General features: G+C 73.9%; 12 protein-coding genes. 4 read left to right on the top strand and 8 right to left on the bottom strand.

The features are described 5' to 3' along the window. The first annotated feature begins 16 nt into the window (after positions 1–16). Positions 17–655, top strand: a complete 639-nt coding sequence (locus tag M8H82_RS21270; protein WP_250076408.1) for a TetR/AcrR family transcriptional regulator — start codon at positions 17–19, stop codon at positions 653–655. Between the two features lie 26 nt (positions 656–681). On the opposite strand, the gene galE is transcribed toward M8H82_RS21270, so the two are convergent. After that, entirely contained in the window at positions 682–1,662 is a 981-nt protein-coding gene (gene galE, locus M8H82_RS21265) for a UDP-glucose 4-epimerase GalE (RefSeq protein ID WP_250076407.1), read from the bottom strand. 105 nt (positions 1,663–1,767) lie between these two features. Here galE and M8H82_RS21260 point away from each other — a divergent pair, with 105 nt between their 5' ends. Beyond that, positions 1,768–3,303 (top strand): glycosyltransferase family 39 protein, encoded by a 1,536-nt coding sequence (locus tag M8H82_RS21260; protein ID WP_250076406.1) that lies wholly within the window; start codon positions 1,768–1,770, stop codon positions 3,301–3,303. Here M8H82_RS21260 and M8H82_RS21255 read toward each other — a convergent pair. Continuing rightward, entirely contained in the window at positions 3,257–3,742 is a 486-nt protein-coding gene (locus M8H82_RS21255) for a MarR family winged helix-turn-helix transcriptional regulator (RefSeq protein WP_250076405.1), read from the bottom strand. The two genes, M8H82_RS21260 and M8H82_RS21255, sit on opposite strands and share 47 nt — an antisense overlap. A gap of 107 nt (positions 3,743–3,849) precedes the next feature. Between M8H82_RS21255 and M8H82_RS21250 the strand changes: the two genes are divergently transcribed. Then, the gene (locus M8H82_RS21250; protein ID WP_250076404.1) at positions 3,850–4,263 is read left to right on the top strand and encodes an organic hydroperoxide resistance protein; all 414 of its coding nucleotides are present in this window, start codon (positions 3,850–3,852) and stop codon (positions 4,261–4,263) included. An 83-nt stretch (positions 4,264–4,346) separates the two neighbouring features. On the opposite strand, the gene M8H82_RS21245 is transcribed toward M8H82_RS21250, so the two are convergent. The 6 genes from M8H82_RS21245 to M8H82_RS21220 form a co-directional block, all read right to left on the bottom strand. Further along, positions 4,347–5,615, bottom strand: coding sequence for a hypothetical protein (locus tag M8H82_RS21245; RefSeq protein ID WP_250076403.1), 1,269 nt, complete (start codon positions 5,613–5,615; stop codon positions 4,347–4,349). 113 nt (positions 5,616–5,728) lie between these two features. Further along, the gene (locus tag M8H82_RS21240; protein WP_250076402.1) at positions 5,729–7,984 is read right to left on the bottom strand and encodes a bifunctional glycosyltransferase family 2 protein/CDP-glycerol:glycerophosphate glycerophosphotransferase; all 2,256 of its coding nucleotides are present in this window, start codon (positions 7,982–7,984) and stop codon (positions 5,729–5,731) included. A gap of 212 nt (positions 7,985–8,196) precedes the next feature. Further along, the gene (locus M8H82_RS21235) at positions 8,197–9,078 is read right to left on the bottom strand and encodes a carbohydrate ABC transporter permease (protein WP_250076401.1); all 882 of its coding nucleotides are present in this window, start codon (positions 9,076–9,078) and stop codon (positions 8,197–8,199) included. After that, entirely contained in the window at positions 9,075–10,409 is a 1,335-nt protein-coding gene (locus tag M8H82_RS21230; protein WP_250076400.1) for a carbohydrate ABC transporter permease, read from the bottom strand. Before M8H82_RS21230 ends, M8H82_RS21235 begins: the two co-directional genes overlap by 4 nt. Positions 10,410–10,412: 3 nt before the next feature. Continuing rightward, the gene (locus M8H82_RS21225) at positions 10,413–11,780 is read right to left on the bottom strand and encodes an ABC transporter substrate-binding protein (protein ID WP_250076399.1); all 1,368 of its coding nucleotides are present in this window, start codon (positions 11,778–11,780) and stop codon (positions 10,413–10,415) included. 153 nt (positions 11,781–11,933) lie between these two features. After that, positions 11,934–15,659 carry an FtsK/SpoIIIE domain-containing protein gene (locus M8H82_RS21220; RefSeq protein ID WP_250076430.1) on the bottom strand — a complete coding sequence of 1,242 codons (3,726 nt, stop codon included), beginning with the start codon at positions 15,657–15,659 and terminating at the stop codon, positions 11,934–11,936. A gap of 362 nt (positions 15,660–16,021) precedes the next feature. Between M8H82_RS21220 and M8H82_RS21215 the strand changes: the two genes are divergently transcribed. Then, a complete protein-coding gene (locus tag M8H82_RS21215; protein WP_250076398.1) occupies positions 16,022–17,659 on the top strand; it encodes a serine/threonine-protein kinase in 1,638 nt (545 codons plus the stop codon). The last annotated feature ends 25 nt before the right edge of the window (positions 17,660–17,684 follow it).

The raw sequence follows: 17,684 nt of genomic DNA, 5'->3' as shown, positions 1-17,684 counted from the left end.
TTCGTCGTAACGCCCTATGCTGGTCCGCATGACGACGAACGCCGAGGGACCCCAGCCGCGCCCGCGCCGCCGGGCCCCCGCGGGGGCGGCCGTGCTGCGGGCGGACGTGACGGAAGCCATCCGGGCGGCCGTGTTCGAGGAGCTCGCGGCGGTCGGCTACGCGCGGATGTCGATCGAGGGGATCGCCCGGCGGGCGGGCGTCGGCAAGACGGCGGTGTACCGGCGGTGGCGGTCGAAGCTGCACCTCGTGCTGGACGTGGTGTCGGCGCTGGCGGTGCAGGGGCTGCCGATGCCGGACACGGGTTCGCTGGAGGGTGACCTCCGGCTCCTCTACGAGGTGACCTCACGCGCGCTGCGCCACCCGGTCGCCTCCCAGATCATCCCGGACCTCCAGGCGGAGGCCGCGCGCAATCCCGAGATCGCCGAGGCCCTGCAGAAGGCGGTGCGGGAGGGGCAGGACGGGGTGGCCAGCGGGATCGTGGCGGCGGCGGAGCGGCGCGGGGAGCTGCGCGAGGGGGTCGACCAGGAGCTGGCACTGGATCTGATCTCCGGGCCGCTGTACTGGCGCGCGGTGGTGATCCGCAGCCCGAAGCTGCCGAAGGAGTATCTGGCGTCGCTGGCGCGGGCCACGGCGGGGGCGCTGAAGGCCCTGTGAGAGGGCCCCTGGCCAAGGGCTGACGTCTAGTCGCGTGCCGCTGACGGGTGCAGGCGTACCCAGCCCTCCCAGGCGGAGGTGATCATGTCCTGGACGTCGTGCCTGGCCTTCCAGCCGAGCTCGGTGGCCGCCCGGTCGGCGGAGGCGACCACGCGGGCCGGGTCGCCGGGGCGTCGGGGGGTGACCGTCGGGGGGCGGTCGTGGCCGGTGAGCGCGTTGATCCGGTCGATCATCTCGCGCACCGAGACGCCCTCGCCGCGGCCGATGTTGAGGGTCAGGTCGCGGCCGGGGGAGGACCGCAGCGCCCGGGCCGCCGCCACATGGGCCTCGGCCAGGTCGACGACGTGGATGTAGTCACGGACACAGGTGCCGTCCGGGGTCGGGTAGTCGTCGCCGAAGATGCGCGGGGGTTCGTTCTCGGTGAGCTTCTCGAAGACCATCGGGATGAGGTTGTGGACGCCGGCGTCGGCCAGGTCCGGGGCCGCCGCGCCCGCCACGTTGAAGTAGCGCAGGGAGGCCGTCGACAGGCCCGTCGCCCGCGCCGCGGCCCGCACCAGCCATTCGCCGGCCAGTTTCGTCTCGCCGTACGGCGACATGGGGGCGCACGGCGTCTCCTCGGTGACCAGGTCCACGTCCGGCATGCCGTAGACCGCGGCCGAGGAGGAGAACACGAACGAGGGAACGCCGGCCCGCGTCACCGCCTCCAGCAGGACGCGCAGGCCCTCCACGTTCTCCCGGTAGTAGCGCAGCGGCTGCTCCACCGACTCGCCGACCTGCTTCTTCGCCGCCAGATGCACGACCCCGGTGATCTCGTGGTCGGCCAGGGCGCGGGCCACGTGCTGGGCGTCCAGGGTGGAGCCCACGACCAGCGGGACACCTTCGGGCACGCGCTCGGACAGACCGGTGGACAGATCGTCGTAGACCACCGTCCGCTCGCCCGCCTCGGACATCGCCCGTACGACATGCGCCCCGATGTATCCGGCACCGCCGGTGATCAGCCAGGTCATGTGTGGCCGTCCCCTCGTCAGTTGGCCCGTGCGTGGAGCATAACCACTCCGATTCGCCGTCAATGAACAAGAATCATCGGTTAATAGCACAAGATCTGAGATGTGGTGAGTCAGGAGAGGGAGACAGAGAAAGAGAAAGAGAAAGAGACGGAGGCGGAGGCGGACGGCCGGTTCCGGGCCTTGGCGGTCGGCCTGCCTGCCGCCCTGGTGCTGGCCCTCGGGCTGTGGGGCATCGACCGCGGGGGCATATGGCGCGACGAGGCGGTCACCTTCCAGGTGGCGCGCAGGTCGGTGCCGGAGATCTGGCGGCTCGTGCACGGCGTGGACGCGGTGCACGGCCTGTACTACCTCCTGATGCACCCCGTCCTCGCCCTCCGCCCGGACGAGGTGGTCCTCCGGCTCCCCTCGGTGTGCGGGGCCGCCGCCGCGGCGGGCCTGGTCGCGGCGCTCGGCATCCGGCTGGCCGGTCCGCGGGTCGGGCTGTGGGCGGGTCTGATGTACGCCGTCACACCGCTGACCGGCCACTACGCGCAGGAGGGGCGGTCGTACGCCCTCGTCGGCGCCGGAGTCGTGGGCGCCACGCTGCTGCTGGTGCGGGCGCTGGACGGCGGGCGGACCTGGCTCGCGTACGCAGGTGTCGTCGGCGTGACCTGCCTGGTGCACGAGTTCGCCGTCCTGGTGCTGTGCGCGCACGCCGTGACGCTGGCGGTGTCGGGGGTGAGTCGGCGGACCTGGGCCCGCTGGGCCGGAGCGGTGGCCGGTGCCGGGCTGATCCTGCTGCCGCTGGTGCTGGTCTCCCAGGCGCAGGCGGGGCAGGTGGAGTGGCTGCCGACGCCGGGCTGGGGGAGCGCGGAGCGGGTGCTGCGCGGTTTCGTCGTCGGACCGAAGGGGGTGGTGTTCGAGACCGGGGTGGTGCTGATGCTCGTGGGATTCGCCGCCCGCCGGGTGGCCGCCGTGGCGTTGCCGCTGATGGCGGTCCCGCCGGTCCTGCTGATGCTGGTCTCGCAGGTCCGGCCGATGTACGACGACCGGTACGTCCTGTACGCGCTGGCGGGGGCACCGCTGCTGATCGCGGCCGGCGCGGACCGGCTCGCCCACTGGATCCTGGGCCGGGTGCCGTACGTGCCGCTGGCCGGTGCCCTCGCCGTTCTCGTGGCCTTCCTGCACCACCTGCCCCTGCACCGGCAGGACCGCGCCCCCGAGCGTCGGCCCGACAACCTCGCCGCCGTCTCCGCCCTCGCCGCCGGCCAGATCCGCCGCGGCGACGCGGTGCTGTTCGTGCCCTCCATCGGCCGCCGGGCGGCGGTGGCCTACCCGGAGGGGTTCCGGCACGCCCGGGACATCGCGCTCAGGACGCCGGGACCCGCCTCCGGGACGCTGTACGGCCGGGAGACCGATGCGGATGAGCTGCGCCGCAGACTGGCGCGGGCGGACCGGGTGTGGGTGGTGGCCGAGCCGTACACGCTGCGCTCGGACTGGCGCCCGCGCAATCCCGTTGAGCGCGCCAAGATCACGGCCGTGTGGGAGGACTTCGTCCCGTGCGAGCAGTACGTGCGCGGGGGCGTGACCCTGCGGCTCTACGAGCGGCGCCCGGCTACGGTGCTGCCGCTGACAGGGCCGCCTCGTCGAGAGCGCTGGTGAGGTCGTCCAGGCGGGAGCGCAGGGCGTTGATCTCGTCGACGTCGAAGCCGGTGGCCGCGGCGATCCGGCGCGGCACCTGGAGCGCCTGCTCGCGCAGGGCCGAGCCCTCCTCGGTCAGCCGCACCTGCACCGACCGCTCGTCGCGCGCGCTGCGCTCCCGGTGCACCAGACCCGCGCCCTCCAGCCGCTTCAGCAGCGGGGAGAGCGTGCCGGAGTCCAGCCGCAGGTGCTCGCCCAGCTTCTTGACGGGCAGATCTCCGTGCTCCCACAGCGCCAGCATCACCAGGTACTGCGGATAGGTGAGACCGAGGTCCTTGAGGACCACGCGGTAGACGCCGTTGAAGGCGCGGGCGGCCGCGTGCAGGGAGAAGCAGATCTGGCGGTCCAGGCGGAGCCATTCCTCCTGGGGCGCGGTGGCGGGTGTCCCGGTCCGGTTCATGGGTCCAGGATAGCTCCGGCTCGCCATTTAGTTGTGCACAATTTAATTGTGTGCTCTACTTGAGCCCGTCAGCGAGCCCCGACTTCTCGAACAGGGACGGTTCATCCATGGACGCGATCTACACCGCCGTCGCCACCGCCACCCACGGCCGCGAGGGACGTGCCATCAGCTCCGACGGCACGCTCGACCTGCAGCTGGCGCCGCCGGTGGAGCTCGGGGGCAACGGTCAGGGCACCAACCCCGAGCAGCTCTTCGCGGCCGGTTACGCCGCCTGTTTCGCCAGCGCCCTCGGCCTCGTCGGCCGCCGGGCCAAGGTGGACGTCGCCGACGCCGCCGTCACCGGCGAGGTCGGCATCGGCAAGCTGGGCGAGGGGTTCGGCCTGAAGGTCACCCTGCGCGTCGAACTGCCCGACACCGTGGACGAGGCGACCGGCCGCAAGCTCGTCGAGCAGGCCCACCAGGTCTGCCCCTACTCCAACGCCACCCGCGGCAACATAGACGTCGACCTCGTCATCGAGTAGTCGACGCTCACCCCGCGAGCCGGGGGCCGGACAGGCGCGGACGTCCTCGGGACGTCCGCGCCTTTCGCTCGCCCGGCCCCGCGTCACCTCAGGGAGTGGGCCCGGTCGGAGTGCCCCTGGGCCGGCAGCGACACCTGGGCGCGCAGCAGGTGCTCCAGCAGCAGCGGCACGCCGACCACCGGGAGCAGCCAGGCCAGTGCGATCAGCCGGCCGCCCCAGATGTGGATGTCCGGGTGCCCGGCCTGGGTCAGGACGCCGGTGGCCGCCGCCGCGATCAGGAAGGCGCCGAAGGTCGGCCTGCGCAGCGCGCCCCACAGCCCCGCGCCCAGCGCCGCCAGGAACAACGGCTCCCACAGCTGCCGGCGCAGCCACTCCAGCCAGAAGTTCCGCGACAGCTGGAGGAACTCCGGCCAGGGGTCGGCCCGGTCGGGGCGGGTGAAGTGATCGGCCAGCAGATCCTGCACGCTCTCGGACGCCGACGGGTGGCCGAGCAGCTTCGCCAGGGCGAGCGTGCCCACCGCCGCGCCCAGACCGAGGCCCGCGATCACCGCGACGTCCCGGCCCGGCGCCCGCCCCTTGCGCCGGCGCGCCACGGCGACCAGCGCCCCCGCCCCCGCCAGGCACACCCCCAGGAACAGCGCCTGCGAGTGCTTCACCGTGAACAGCGCGGCCAGCGCGCCCGCGATCAGCGCCGGTCCCGCCCGCCGCCCTTGCAGCACCAGCGCGCAGCCCCACACCGCCACCAGCGTCAGCGCCATCAGCAGGCCCTCCGTCATGGGCCGCATGGCGATCGCCCCGCACGGCAGGACGTAGTACAGCGCCTGACCGGTCAGCGCGAGCGGGAACGGTACCGACAGGGTGCGCAGGATCAGGAACACCAGCACCCCGCCCCCGGCCGCCACCGTGACCCCGGCCGCCCACAGGCCCCAGGTCGCGCCGAGCACGGTCACGAACGGCACCAGGAACACCGGGTAGCCGGGCCGCGCCTCGAAGATCCGCATGAAGCGCTCCGAGGCGAAGGGGACGGTGTGACCGGTCGTACGGCCCGCCGCCAGCCGCTTCTCCACCTCCCGCCACTCCTTCGCCCGGCAGCCGGCCAGCACGGCCGGGGCGGGATCGGGGCGGTGGAAGCGCACCACGTGCACGGTCTGGTCGCGGTGCGCGATCGCGGCCTTGCCCGCGCAGTAGTGCTCGATCGTCGTGAGGGCCGCCTCCCGCTTGCTGTCGCCGCGCAGGCCGAGGGCGTAGGAGAGGTAGTTCCTGGAGTCGGGGGTGTCCCGCCCGGAGACGTTCGCCAGTTGCAGGACGGCGAAGAGGGCGGCCAGGAGCAGCACCCAGGTGCGCGGCCTCACGAGGACACGCGCCGGCCACCGGGCCGCCCGGCCGGACGCCAGGTGTGGGGCCGGCTCGGGGTGGGCCGCGACGGGCTGGAGGGCATCAGAACTCCCCGGGATGAGAACGGCGTTCAGAGACGGTCGGTGAGGGGCAGGGGGGTCGCGGAGCGCGGTGCGGCGATGAGCGGGGAGCCGGTGAGGGGCGCGGCCGCCGACGGCACCGGATGCCGCTCGTCCAGCGGTACGACCGGCGGCAGGCCCTTCTCGCCGAACACCACGTGCCGTACGACGCGCTCGGCGGCGCGGCCGTCGTCGTACGGGCAGAAGCGCCGGCGGAACGCCGCGCGCAGCTGGGCGGAGCGGGAGCCGCGCCAGTGGCCGGTGGCGAAGATGTCGATCAGCTCGTCCTCGCTGCGCGCGACCGCGCCCGGCGGGAAGGAGCGCAGATCGAAGTAGGTGCCGCGGGCGGCCTCGTAGGCCTCCAGGTCACCGGTGTGCAGGACGATCGGGCGGTCCAGACCGGCGTAGTCGAACATGATCGACGAGTAGTCGGTGAGCAGGGCGTCCGAGGCCAGGCAGAGGGACTCCACGCTCGGGTGGGCGGTGACGTCGATGACCCGCGGCGAGGTCGCCTCGGGGGCGAGCGGGCCGCCGTGGCGGCGGTGGGCGCGGGCCAGGATCACGAAGCGCGGGCCGAGGCGGCTCGCGAGCCGGTCCAGGTCGAGCGGGGCGCGCTGGGTGCGGCGGTAGTCGCGGTGAGTCGGGGCGTACAGCACCGCCACCGCGCCCTCGGGGATGCCGAGCGTCTCGCGCAGCCGGCTCACGTCCGCCGAAGTGGCCCGCTGGAAGACGTCGTTGCGGGGCTGGCCGTACTCCAGCGTCTTGTACGGGCCGGGGTGGACGCGTTCCTGGACGAGGGTGGAGTGGCGGTTGGCGGAGACGACGTAGTCCCAGGTGTCCACGGTGTCGAGGAGGGCGCCGACGTCCGTGCCCGCGCCGGCCGCGGGGCGCTCGCGCAGGTCCAGGCCCAGGTGCTTGAGCGGGGTGCCGTGCTGGGTCTGGACGACGGTCTGCCCGGGGCGCTTGACCAGCCGGCGGTCGAGGCCGGTGTTGTCGACCAGGTACGCGGAACGGGCCAGCGCCGTCCAGTAGGCCGCCGTGCCGGGGGTGATGCGGCGCGTGGCGGCCGGGACGGTGTGGTGGTGCTCGGGATGCGCGATCCAGGCCGTGCGGATGTGCGGGGCGTGGGCGCGGAACGCCTGCTCCAGGGCGCCCGGGTTGCAGCCGTGGCCCTGGCCGCCGTACGCGCAGAACACGGCCCGGTCCCGGCGCAGGGGCAGGCGGAGCTGGACGCGGTAGTGCAGGCGCAGGGCGGTGGAGCGCAGGGCGCCCGCCGCCTTCACGGCGAGCTTGACCGCCCGGTGGTGCACGGCGGCGGCCAGGCGCAGGGCGCGGTAGGTGCGGTGCAGGCCCAGCCGGACCAGGGCGTGCCGGGGGCGGTCGCGCAGCCGGACCGGGGCGCCAGGGGCGCGGTGGCGGCGGCAGTGGGCGCGGGCCCGCCGCAGGAACTCGGCGCGGCTGCCGCGCGGGAGGCGGCCGGCGCGGGCGGCCACGGCGGCCAGGTGGTCGACCATGCCGCGGAACAGCACCGGCCGCCACCGCGCGAGCCGGGGCCGGCCGTCGAGGAACGCGAAGAGGCGGTCGTACTGCTCGAAGACGTCGAAGGGGAGGCGGCTCGTGGAGTCCTTGCGGTAGGCGCGGTGGTGCACGCACACCCGGTCGAGGGTGGCGATCGACTCCGCCGTCATCAGGACCGGGTACGTCCAGGGGGTGTCCTCGTCGGAGCCGGGCGGGAAGGAGAGGCCCTCGCGCTCGACGAACTCCCGGCGGCAGACCAGGTTGTGGGGAGCCGCCGGCAGGCGCAGCAGACTCGGGCGGTCCTCCAGCCGGAAGGGTGCCGGGCCCTGCTCGGTGAGCGGGACCAGCGTCTCGTCGCGGACCGTCTCGCCGGTCCGCAGGACGCGTACCTGGTCGTACACCAGGACGTCCGGTCCGCCGGTCTCCTTCAGGCGGTCGGCGACGGCCTGGAGGGCGCCCGGTGTCAGGGTGTCGGCGCCGTCGAGGAACAGCAGGTAGTCGCCGGTCGCCTCGCTCGTCCCGGCGTTGCGGGCGGGGCCCGGGCCCTGACGGCGGGCCAGGCGCACCGGCCGTACCCGGGGGTCGCGGGCGGCGAACTCGTCGATGATCGCGCCGCAGGCGTCCGACGAGGCATCGTCCACCGGGATCAGCTCCAGATCGGGGTACGACTGGGAGAGCACCGATTCCAGACACGCGTGGAGATACGCCTGAACCTTGTACGCGGGGACGATGACACTGAACCTGGGCAAGGGGGACATCCATGGGTCGGTGCGGGTGGTGAGGGGGTCGGGCCCCAGGGCCTGCCTGACCATTCCCGCCTGCCCCGCGACGCCTGGCCCGGGAACGGCCGATGGAGTGACTTGGTTACGCGGGGTTGCGGCATACGGGGGACGCCCGGACGCACGTCGAGGGGCCGCCCGGGTATCTCCCGGCCGGCCCCTCGATCCGCCTGTCCCGCGGGCTACTTCACCGCGCCCGCCATGACCCCGGACACGAACTGCCGCTGGAACGCGAAGAACACCGCCAGCGGGATCACCATCGAGATGAAGGCGCCCGGCGCCAGCACCTCGATATTGCTGCCGAACTGCCGTACCTGCTGCTGGAGCGCGACCGTCAGCGGCTGCGAGCCGGAGTCGGAGAACACCAGCGCCACCAGCATGTCGTTCCACACCCACAGGAACTGGAAGATTCCCAGCGAGGCGATGGCCGGGGCGCCCAGCGGCAGCACGACCGTGGTGAACAGCCGGGCCTCACCGGCGCCGTCGAGCCGCGCCGCCTCCAGCAGCTCCTTCGGGATCTCCGCGAAGAAGTTGCGCAACAGGAAGATCGCGAACGGCAGCCCGAACGCCACGTGGAACAGCACGACACCGGTGATCGAGCCGAAGATCCCCAGCTTCCCGAAGAGCTCGGACAACGGGATCAGCGCCACCTGCACCGGCACCACCAGCAGCGCGATCACCACCATGAACCACCAGTCGCGGCCCTTGAAGTCCATCCACGCGAAGGCGTACCCGGCCATCGCGCCGATGATCACCACGAGCAGGGTCGCCGGGACGGTGATCCACACGGTGTTGAACAGCGCGTTGGTGATGTCGTCGTTCTCCAGCAGGGTGCTGTAGCTCTCGGTGGTGAGCTCGGCCGGTGCCGTGAAGACCTGCCACCAGCCCGAGGAGGCGATCTCGGTCGGCTCCCGGAAGGAAGACACCAGCAGCCCGAAGGTCGGCACCAGCCAGAACAGCGCCACCAGCAGCAGGAAGGTCCGCAGCGCCCCGCCCGCGGCGCCGCTCGCCACCCGGGAGGCCCACGACCGCTTGCCGCGCACGGGGGAATCGAGTGCGGTCACCGCTCGCGCTCCTTCCTGAGCCGGCGGATGTTGACGATCATCACCGGGATCACGAGCAGCAGCAGGATGATGCCGATCGCGCTGCCCATGCCGTAGTTGCCCCCGCCGCCGAACGACGACAGGAACAGCTGCAGCGCCAGCACATTGGCCTCGTCCTGGGTGGGCTGCGGGGCGATGATGTAGACCAGGTCGAAGATCTTCATCACGTTGATCATGAGCGTGATCAGTACGACGACCAGGACCGGTGCCAGCATCGGCACCGTGATTCTGCGGAACACCTGCCACTCGTTGGCGCCGTCGACCCGGGCCGCCTCCAGCAGATTGCGGTCGACTCCGGCGAGCCCCGCCGCGATGAGCACCATCGCGAAGCCCGCCCACATCCAGACGTACGCCCCGATGATCGCCGGGGTCACCAGGGTCGGGCCGAGCCAGTCGACGCCGTTGTAGGGCGCCGCGAAGTTCGACCCCGGCAGGCGCAGTTGGGCGCCGTCGGCGGAGTCGGGCAGGGTGAAGGTGCCGTCCGCGCCGCTGGTCGCCGAGGCCACCACCTCGCCGTCCTTGACGGCCTCGACCTTGACGCCCTCCAGCGCCTTCTCGCCCGCGTCGACCTGCCCCTTCTCGCCGCCGCCACCGAGCTTGAAGTCCAGCCACACCGTGCCGGTGACGCCGGCACCGGTCGCCGCCCGGGCGTCCTCGGGGGAGCCCGGCACCTTGTTGGGCGCGATACCGACGAGGGGGAGCAGCGCCGGGGTGCCCGCCCGGACCGTGCCCGTCGTGGTGAACGCACCGCCGCCGGACGGCTTCAGATCGCTGACCTGGGCGTTGGGGCGGGCCTTCGGATAGACGGAGGAGTCGGCGAAGGTGTCGTGCACCGACGTCACGATCGCGTTCGCCACGCCCTGGTCCGGGTCCGCCTGGTACACCAGCCGGAAGATGATGCCGGCCGCGAGCATGGAGATCGCCATCGGCATGAAGATGATCAGCTTGAACGCCGTGCCCCAGCGCACCCGTTCGGTGAGCACGGCGAAGATCAGGCCCAGCACGGTGACCACGGCGGGCGCGACCGCCATCCAGATCGCCGTGTTGCGTACGGCGGTCAGGGTCGCGTCGTCCGTGAAGACGTCGATGTAGTTGTCCAGGCCGACGAAGCCGTCCCCGCCCGCGTTGTACAGGCTGCGCCAGACCGAGTACCCGATCGGGTAGACCACGAGCGCGCCGAGCAGCACCAGGGCGGGCAGCAGGAACAGCACCGCCACCCACACCTTGGTGCCCGTCACGCCCTTGCGCGGTGCCGGCGCGGTGCCGGCACTCCCGTTCGCGACGGCCGACATCCGTCAGCCGGTCTTGTACGCCTTGGCGGCGTCCGCCTCCAGCTTTTGCTGGGCGCCGGCCACATCGCTCGGGTTCTTCAGGAAGTCCTGGAGCCGCTTCCACTCGCCGATGCCCTGGGTGCCGCCGAACGCCGCCGGCGCCTGGTCGGACATGTCGAAGCGGAAGTCGTCGCCCGCCGCGATCAGCGCCTCGGCGATGCCCCGGGTCACGTCGTCCTTGTAGGACCCCTGGTCCATCTCCTTGTTGGGCGAGATGAAGCCGCCCTGCGCCGCCCAGATCTCGGCCGCGTCGGTCGAGGACAGGAACGTCATCAGTGCCTGCGCGCCCTTGCCGTCCTTCAGCGCCACCGCCACGTCACCGCCGCTGACCACCGGCGACTCGTCGCCGACCGCCGGGAACGGGAACACCTTGGCGTCCGTGCCGACCTTCGCGTCGGTGTCGGCGTTGATGTTCGCGGTGACGAAGTCGCCCTCGAAGACCATCGCGGCCGGGGTGTCACCGGAGAACGTCTGGGTGACCGACTTCGGGAACTCCGTCTGGAGCGCGCCCGAGCGGCCGCCCGCGATCAGCTCGTCCTTGCCCCACAGCTCGCCGAGCGTGGTCAGGGCGTCCTTGACCGAGGGGTCGGTCCACTTGATCTCGTGCTTGGCCAGTTGGTCGTACTTCTCCGGGCCGGCCTGCGAGAGATAGATGTTCTCGAACCAGTCGGTCAGCGTCCAGCCGTCCGCGCCGCCGATGGAGACGGCGGGGGAACCGGCGTCGGAGAGCGTCTGGGCCGTGGCCAGGAAGTCCTTCCAGGTCTTCGGCTCCTCGTTGATGCCGGCGGCCTCGAAGGCGGCGGTGTTGTACCAGATGAGGGACTTGTTGGCGGCCTTCACATAGACGCCGTACTGCTTGCCCTCGTAGGCCCCGAGCTCCTTCCAGCCCGTGGAGAAGTTCTTGTCCAGCTGGGCCTGGGTCTCGCTGGCGAGGGGCTTGATCCAGCCCTTCTGGGCGAACTGGTGCAACACGCCGACCTGCGGCAGGAACGCCACGTCCGGTGGCTGGCCGCCCTGGATCTTGGTACCGAGGAAGGTGGACGTGTTGTTGCCGGTGGGCACGAAGTTCACCTTGGCGCCGGTGCGCTTCTCGAACTCGTCCAGCACCCTGGTGAAGTTGTCCTGCTCGGGGCCGGTCCAGACGGCCGCCACCTCGAGCGTCTGTCCGTCGAGCTTGGGGAGTTGGACGGTGGAACCGGCACCGGTCTCCTGCCCGCCGCCGCCTCCTCCGTTGCCGTTGCCGTTGTCGTCGTCTCCGCCGCAGCCGGTAAGAGCCAGCGCGAGCGCGCCGACGGTGGCCATGGCGATCCGGATGGTGCGATTCGTGCGCATCACTGCCCCGTTCTTCGTGCTTCGTTGCCTCGTCGAACGTTCGAGCGCTGTCTTGTTGTCGTTTGGTCTACGCCGGGTCCCCGAGGTCGGCAAGAGCGCCTGCGCTGTCAAGTAGGCGATCGTGACCGCCTCGTGACTGGGGCTCCACTCCTCCTAGAGCAGCGAGGGCACTTCGGCGGCCGAGACCTCCTTCGCCGCGCGCTCCAGCGCGCTGGCCAGAAGGGCCAGGTCCGTCGGGCCGTTGCCCAGCTCGCGGACCGGGCGGCGGGCCGGAGGGTCGCCCATCCGGTGCCACTCCAGCGGCACGACCGTGGGGCGCAGGGTCGCGGTGCGGGGGATACGGCCGGTGACCCGGCCGCCTTGGAAGGCGGTCACCCGGCCGTCCGCCCCGGTGAACCGGCCACGGCCGGGCGCCGGTTCGTCCGGACCGGTGGCCGGGGCGTCGAGGGTGACCCGCAGGGTGGCCCTGCGCGCCGGCTCCGACTCGGCCGTACGGCCGTCCGCGCCCGTCGCGGCCACCAGATGGACGCCGAGCCGCTCGCCCTCCCGGGCCACCGCCTCCAGGGCGCGTATGACCGAGCCCGCGGCCGGCCGGCCGGGGGAGCCGAGGGCCGGGGAGACCAGGGCGTCGAGGTCGTCCACGACCACGACCAGGCGGGGCAGCGGCGGTGCCGCCTCCGTCTGCCGGCGCGCGGCCGCCGGGCGCAGCCGCAGGGTCGAGCTGGGCGGGGTGTCCAGATCCGCGGCTCCACCGGAGACGGAGACGGAGGCGGAGGGGGAGGGGGAGGCGGTGCCGGTACCGGTGCGCTGGGCGACCATGCGGCCCGAGACCATCCGGCCCGCGTGCCACTCCGTGAAGTGGGAACGGCCCAGCAGCTCGGCCCGCCGCTTCAGCTCGGCGCTCAGCGACTGGGCGAACTCCCGCATCCGGACCGGGTCGTTGGCGGTGAGGTGGGTGGTGACATGCGGGACGTCGGTGCACACCCGCAGTCCGTCACCGCCGCTGCCGCCCACGCTGTCCCGGCCGTCCACCAGGACCATGGTCAGCCGGTCGGGCCGCTCGGCGGCGGCGAGCGAGGCGATGAGCGCGCGCAGCAGCTCCGTACGGCCGCTGCCCGTGGGGCCCTCGACCAGCAGGTGCGGCCCGTCGGCCGCGAGGTCCGCGGTGACCGGGCCGCGCGGACCGGCGCCCAGCACGGCACACGCGCGTCCGCCCAGCGCCTCGGCGTCGTCGGCCGCGTCCGCCCAACGGGCCATCAGGGAAGCCGGGGTGGCCCGGGCCAGGCCCAACTCGTCCAGCAGCCGGGCCGCCTGGGGCAGCGGCGCGGAGACCCGCGTCTGCCGCTCCGCCACGGCGCCGTCCGGCCGCAGCGGGGCCAGGGCCCGCGCGAACCGCTCGGCCCAGGCGAGCGAGACGGCGTCCACGGTGGCCACGGTGCCGGGGGCCACGGGGGCCGGGTCGGCGTGGGCGTCCGCTCCGCCGGTGCGGGCCACCCGCATCAGCCGCAGCGCGGTCGCCACGTCACCGCTCAGCAGGGCGACCGCGCCGCACTCCCGGAACGCCGGGGCCGCCGCGCAGGCCGCCCGGTAGGTCTCGGTGACCGGGGAGGCGGGCGAGGCGGGGGCCGTCTCGGCGAGGCACACCACGTGGATCCCGGCCCGCGGGCCGTCCGACGCCAGCCGTGCGACGGCCTCCCGGACGTCGGCGGCGCCGGGGTCCCCGTCCACCACGACCACCGTGCAGGGACCCGCATAGGAGGTGGCCGGGTCGTCCTGGGCCCAGGAGGGCCGGTGCGCGGAGGCCGTGGAGGGCTGCTCGCCGTGGTGGTCCAGGTGGTCGTCGAGCCGGCGGAGCAGCTCCTCGGTGCGGGCCGTGGCCTGTTCGCGGTCGTGGGCCAGCAGCAGGCGGCAGTCCTGGCCGTGGGAGGGGCGCAGCTGCGGGAGCCAGCCCAGCCAGGACCACTCGGCGGCGCGCTCCTCCAGCGGGCGGGAGCGGTCCGCGCTGATCAGCACGATCTCCAGGGCGTCCGGTGAGTGCAGCGCGGCGAGCTGGGCCACCACCGCGCGGGCCAGTCCGGCGAGCCGCGTGCGCGGGCCGGCGAGGCCCAGGGCGCCGATCTCGCGCAGATCGGCGGTGACCGGTACGGCGGGCAGCAGTCCGGCGCCGTCGGGGCTCGGGCGGTCGGCGGTGCCGAGCCGGACGGTGAGCGCCTCGGGGTGGTCCGGCCCGCGCTCCCACAGGCGGGGGCCCGGGCCGAGGGCGGTGAGCAGCAGGGCGGCGGGGTCCGGCCAGGTCTCCGGGAGCCGGTCGGCGGCGGAGGGGTGCTCGGCCGCTTCGCGGCCCTGATCGTCGTACGACTCGCTTTCGGGCGGGCCCGGTTCGCCGCGTCCGCCGGTCAGCCGCCGGGCCCACGCGCCGAGGCCGCGCCGGCGCGGGCCCTGCGGGGCCTCGGTGCCGCGCGGCGGGCTGCCTTTACTGCCTTTACGGCCACCGTCCCGCCCGTCCGGCCGGTCACCGGCATCGCGGGCGCGGGCGTCGGCGGGGAGGCCTGCGTTGTCCCGGTCCCCGGTGGCGCGGCCACCGGAGGCGTGCGCTCCCCCGAGCGCGTCCTGGGGGGCCTCGCGGGTGCGGGTGTCGGCGGGGAGGCCCGCGCGGTCGCGGTCCCCGGAGGCACGGCCGCCGGGCGTGGGCGTCCCCCCGAGCCCGGGCGCATCCCCCGGACGGCGGCCCGGTGCTGGGGCGCCGCCGCGAGGGTGCCCCTCGGCCTGAGCGCCGCCGCGTGGGTAGCCGTGTGCCGGGGCGCTGCCGTCTGGGTGGCCGTCTGCCGGAGTGCCCCCGCGCGGGCGCCCGTCTGCCGGAGTGCCGCCGCGGAGGTGCCCGTCCGCCGGAGTGCCCCCGCGAGGGTGCCCGTCAGCCGCAGTGCCCCCGCGCGGGCGGCCCTCCACCGGAGTGCCCCCGCGTGGACGCCCCTCCACCGGAGAACCCCCGCGAGGGTGCCCCTCCGCCGAGAAACCGGCGCCGTGGGTGTCGCCGCCGCGGGGAGCCGGGACATGCGTCCCGTCGTTCTCGATGCGGGGCGCACCGCCCTGTCCGGGCACGACGGGCCCGTGCTCCTGCGCCCCCGGCGTGGCCGAGGACGCCCCCCACGCGGCCGAACCGTAGCCGTGCCGGGTCTCCCCGGCGGGCCCGGAGGCGCCCGGCGTCGGCTCCCGGCGCGGGTGGGCGCCGGACAGCCGGATGTGCCCTTCGCCGTCCGGCACCGTCGCCACCCGGGCCCCCGGTCCGCCGGCCGGGGCGAGCCGCAGGGCCGACTCGCCGATGCGCAGCAGCGCGCCCGGGGCGAGACGGACCGGGCGGGTGCCCACGCGGGCGCCGTCCAGGGTGGTGCCGTTGGTGGAGCCGAGGTCGGCGACCGAGACGTGGCCGTCCGCGGCGACCGTGACCGCGCAGTGCAGCCGGGAGACGTCCGGGTCGTCGAGCGGGACGTCGGCGTCGGCGGAGCGGCCGACCTCGATCCGGCCGCCGTGCAGGAGGTGGACGCCGCCCGCGTCGGGGCCCGCCACCACATGGAGCTGGGTCGGGGCGTCGTCGAACTCGGGATGGGCCTCGGGCTCGGCGGGGGCGCCCAGCGAGAGGACCGCGCCGTCGATCAGCGGGGGCTCGCCCAGGGTGCAGCGCGCGCTGTCGAGCCGCTCCGCGCCCGCGTACACCACCACGGGGCCCTCGCCCGCGGAGACCGCCGAGGCGAGCGCCGACGCCACCGCGGCCAGGGCCGTCCCGGCGGGCGCCGTGACCAGCACATCGCAGCTCGCGGCGCGGCCCCGCGCGGCGGCGGGGGGCGGGGCCAGCGGGTCTACGACGGTCAGCCGGATCTGCATCGCCGTCAGCGGTCCCTTCTGCACGGGCACCCGCGAACGGGGACGACGCCCCGCGGTCCCCCACCGCGGACTTCCCCCACCGCCACACGAGCACATCGGCCAGTACGGAAGGCATCCTCGCACCTGCCACTGACAACGCGCCCGCCGCCCGGTGGCAAGTGATCTTGATTGGTCGGCTCTGCCCGCAAAAATGCCTGATACCTGCCGCGCTCACGATCACTTGAGATCGGTCACGAACGGCTCGGGCAACCAAACAGAACGGCCCGAGCGTCTTTCCTGCGAACCTTTGCTTCGATCCGCCCGGCACTACAGTGGGTCGGAACATCGGAACACTTTCAGGCAATCAGCAGGGAGCGCGTGACGTGCGGCCAGTCGGCAGCAAGTACCTGCTCGAGGAGCCGCTCGGACGCGGCGCCACGGGCACCGTCTGGCGAGCCCGCCAGCGTGAGACCGCGGGCGCCGAGGCGGCCGTGCCGGGCCAGCCCGGGGAGACCGTCGCGATCAAGGTCCTCAAGGAGGAGCTGGCCAGCGACGCGGACATCGTCATGCGGTTCCTCCGGGAGCGCTCCGTCCTGCTCCGGCTGACCCACCCGAACATCGTCCGGGTCCGTGACCTGGTCGTCGAGGGCGAGCTGCTGGCGCTGGTCATGGACCTCGTCGACGGCCCCGACCTGCACCGCTATCTGCGTGAGAACGGCCCCTTCAGCCCGGTCGCCGCCGCCCTGCTCACCGCCCAGATCGCCGACGCGCTCGCCGCGAGCCACGCCGACGGGGTGGTGCACCGCGACCTGAAGCCGGCGAACGTCCTGCTGAAGCAGGACGGCGGGCAGATGCACCCGATGCTCACCGACTTCGGCATCGCCCGGCTCGCCGACTCCCCGGGCCTGACCCGCACCCACGAATTCGTCGGCACGCCCGCGTACGTGGCGCCCGAGTCCGCCGAGGGCCGCCCGCAGACCTCCGCCGTCGACATCTACGGCGCCGGCATCCTGCTGTACGAGCTGGTCACCGGTCGGCCCCCGTTCTCCGGCGGCTCGGCCCTGGAAGTCCTCCACCAGCACCTGAGCGCCGAGCCGCGCCGCCCCTCCACGGTCCCCGACCCGCTGTGGACGGTCATCGAGCGCTGTCTGTCCAAGGACCCCGACCGGCGCCCCAGCGCCGAGAACCTCGCCCGCGGCCTGCGCGTCGTCGCCGCGGGCATCGGGGTGCACGCGAACTCCGCGCAGATCGCCGCCGCCGACGGCGTTGCCGCGCTGCTCGCGCCCGACCCGGCGCCCGCCCCGGTCCCGGGCTCGGCCGACCCCACGCAGGTGCTGCCGCACGGCGCAGGCGGCTACGACCCCAACGCCGCGACCAGCGTCATGCCGCACACCGCCGGACCGTCCGGCGCCGCCGACCCCACCGCCGTCCTGCCGCCCGTGCCGCAGGGCGGGCCCGGCGGACCCTCGCCCGAGGACCCGCACCCCTGGCAGAACCAGATGCGGGCCGCGCGCGACCGCAACGAGCAGACGCAGGTCCAGTACCTCGACCCCAGCCAGGACCCGCTGCGCCGCCGCCCCCAGCGGCAGGTCGCCCGCCCGCAGCAGCCGCCGCAGCGCCGGCCCCAGCAGCCGCAGCCCGGGTACGGCTATCCCCAGCAGGGCCAGCAGCAGTACGCCCCGCAGCAGCAGCCGCGGCCCCAGCAGCAGCCCCGCCCCCAGCAGCCGCAGCCGCAGCGGTACGCGCCGCCGCCCGCCCCCGAGCCCCAGCGGCCGCAGCGGGAGCCGCGCCAGCCGCGCCAGCGCAGCGCCAACCCGATGCGGATCCCGGGTCTCGGCTGCCTCAAGGGCTGCCTGTTCTCGCTCGTCATCCTGTTCGTGGCCGGATGGCTGGTGTGGGAGCTGAGCCCGCTGCAGGACTGGATCGGGACCGGCAAGGGGTACTGGGAGCAACTCACGGACTGGTTCACCACGGTGACGGGGTGGATCGGCGACCTGAGCGGCGGATCCTCGGGTCAGTAGCGCGGCCCGTAGCGACTCTGTGGAT

The organism is Streptomyces sp. YS415 (genome assembly GCF_023544665.1).
Classification (GTDB): domain Bacteria; phylum Actinomycetota; class Actinomycetes; order Streptomycetales; family Streptomycetaceae; genus Streptomyces.
The sequence above is the reverse complement of the archived record's forward strand: the minus strand, read 5'-3'. Positions and strand labels throughout refer to the sequence as shown.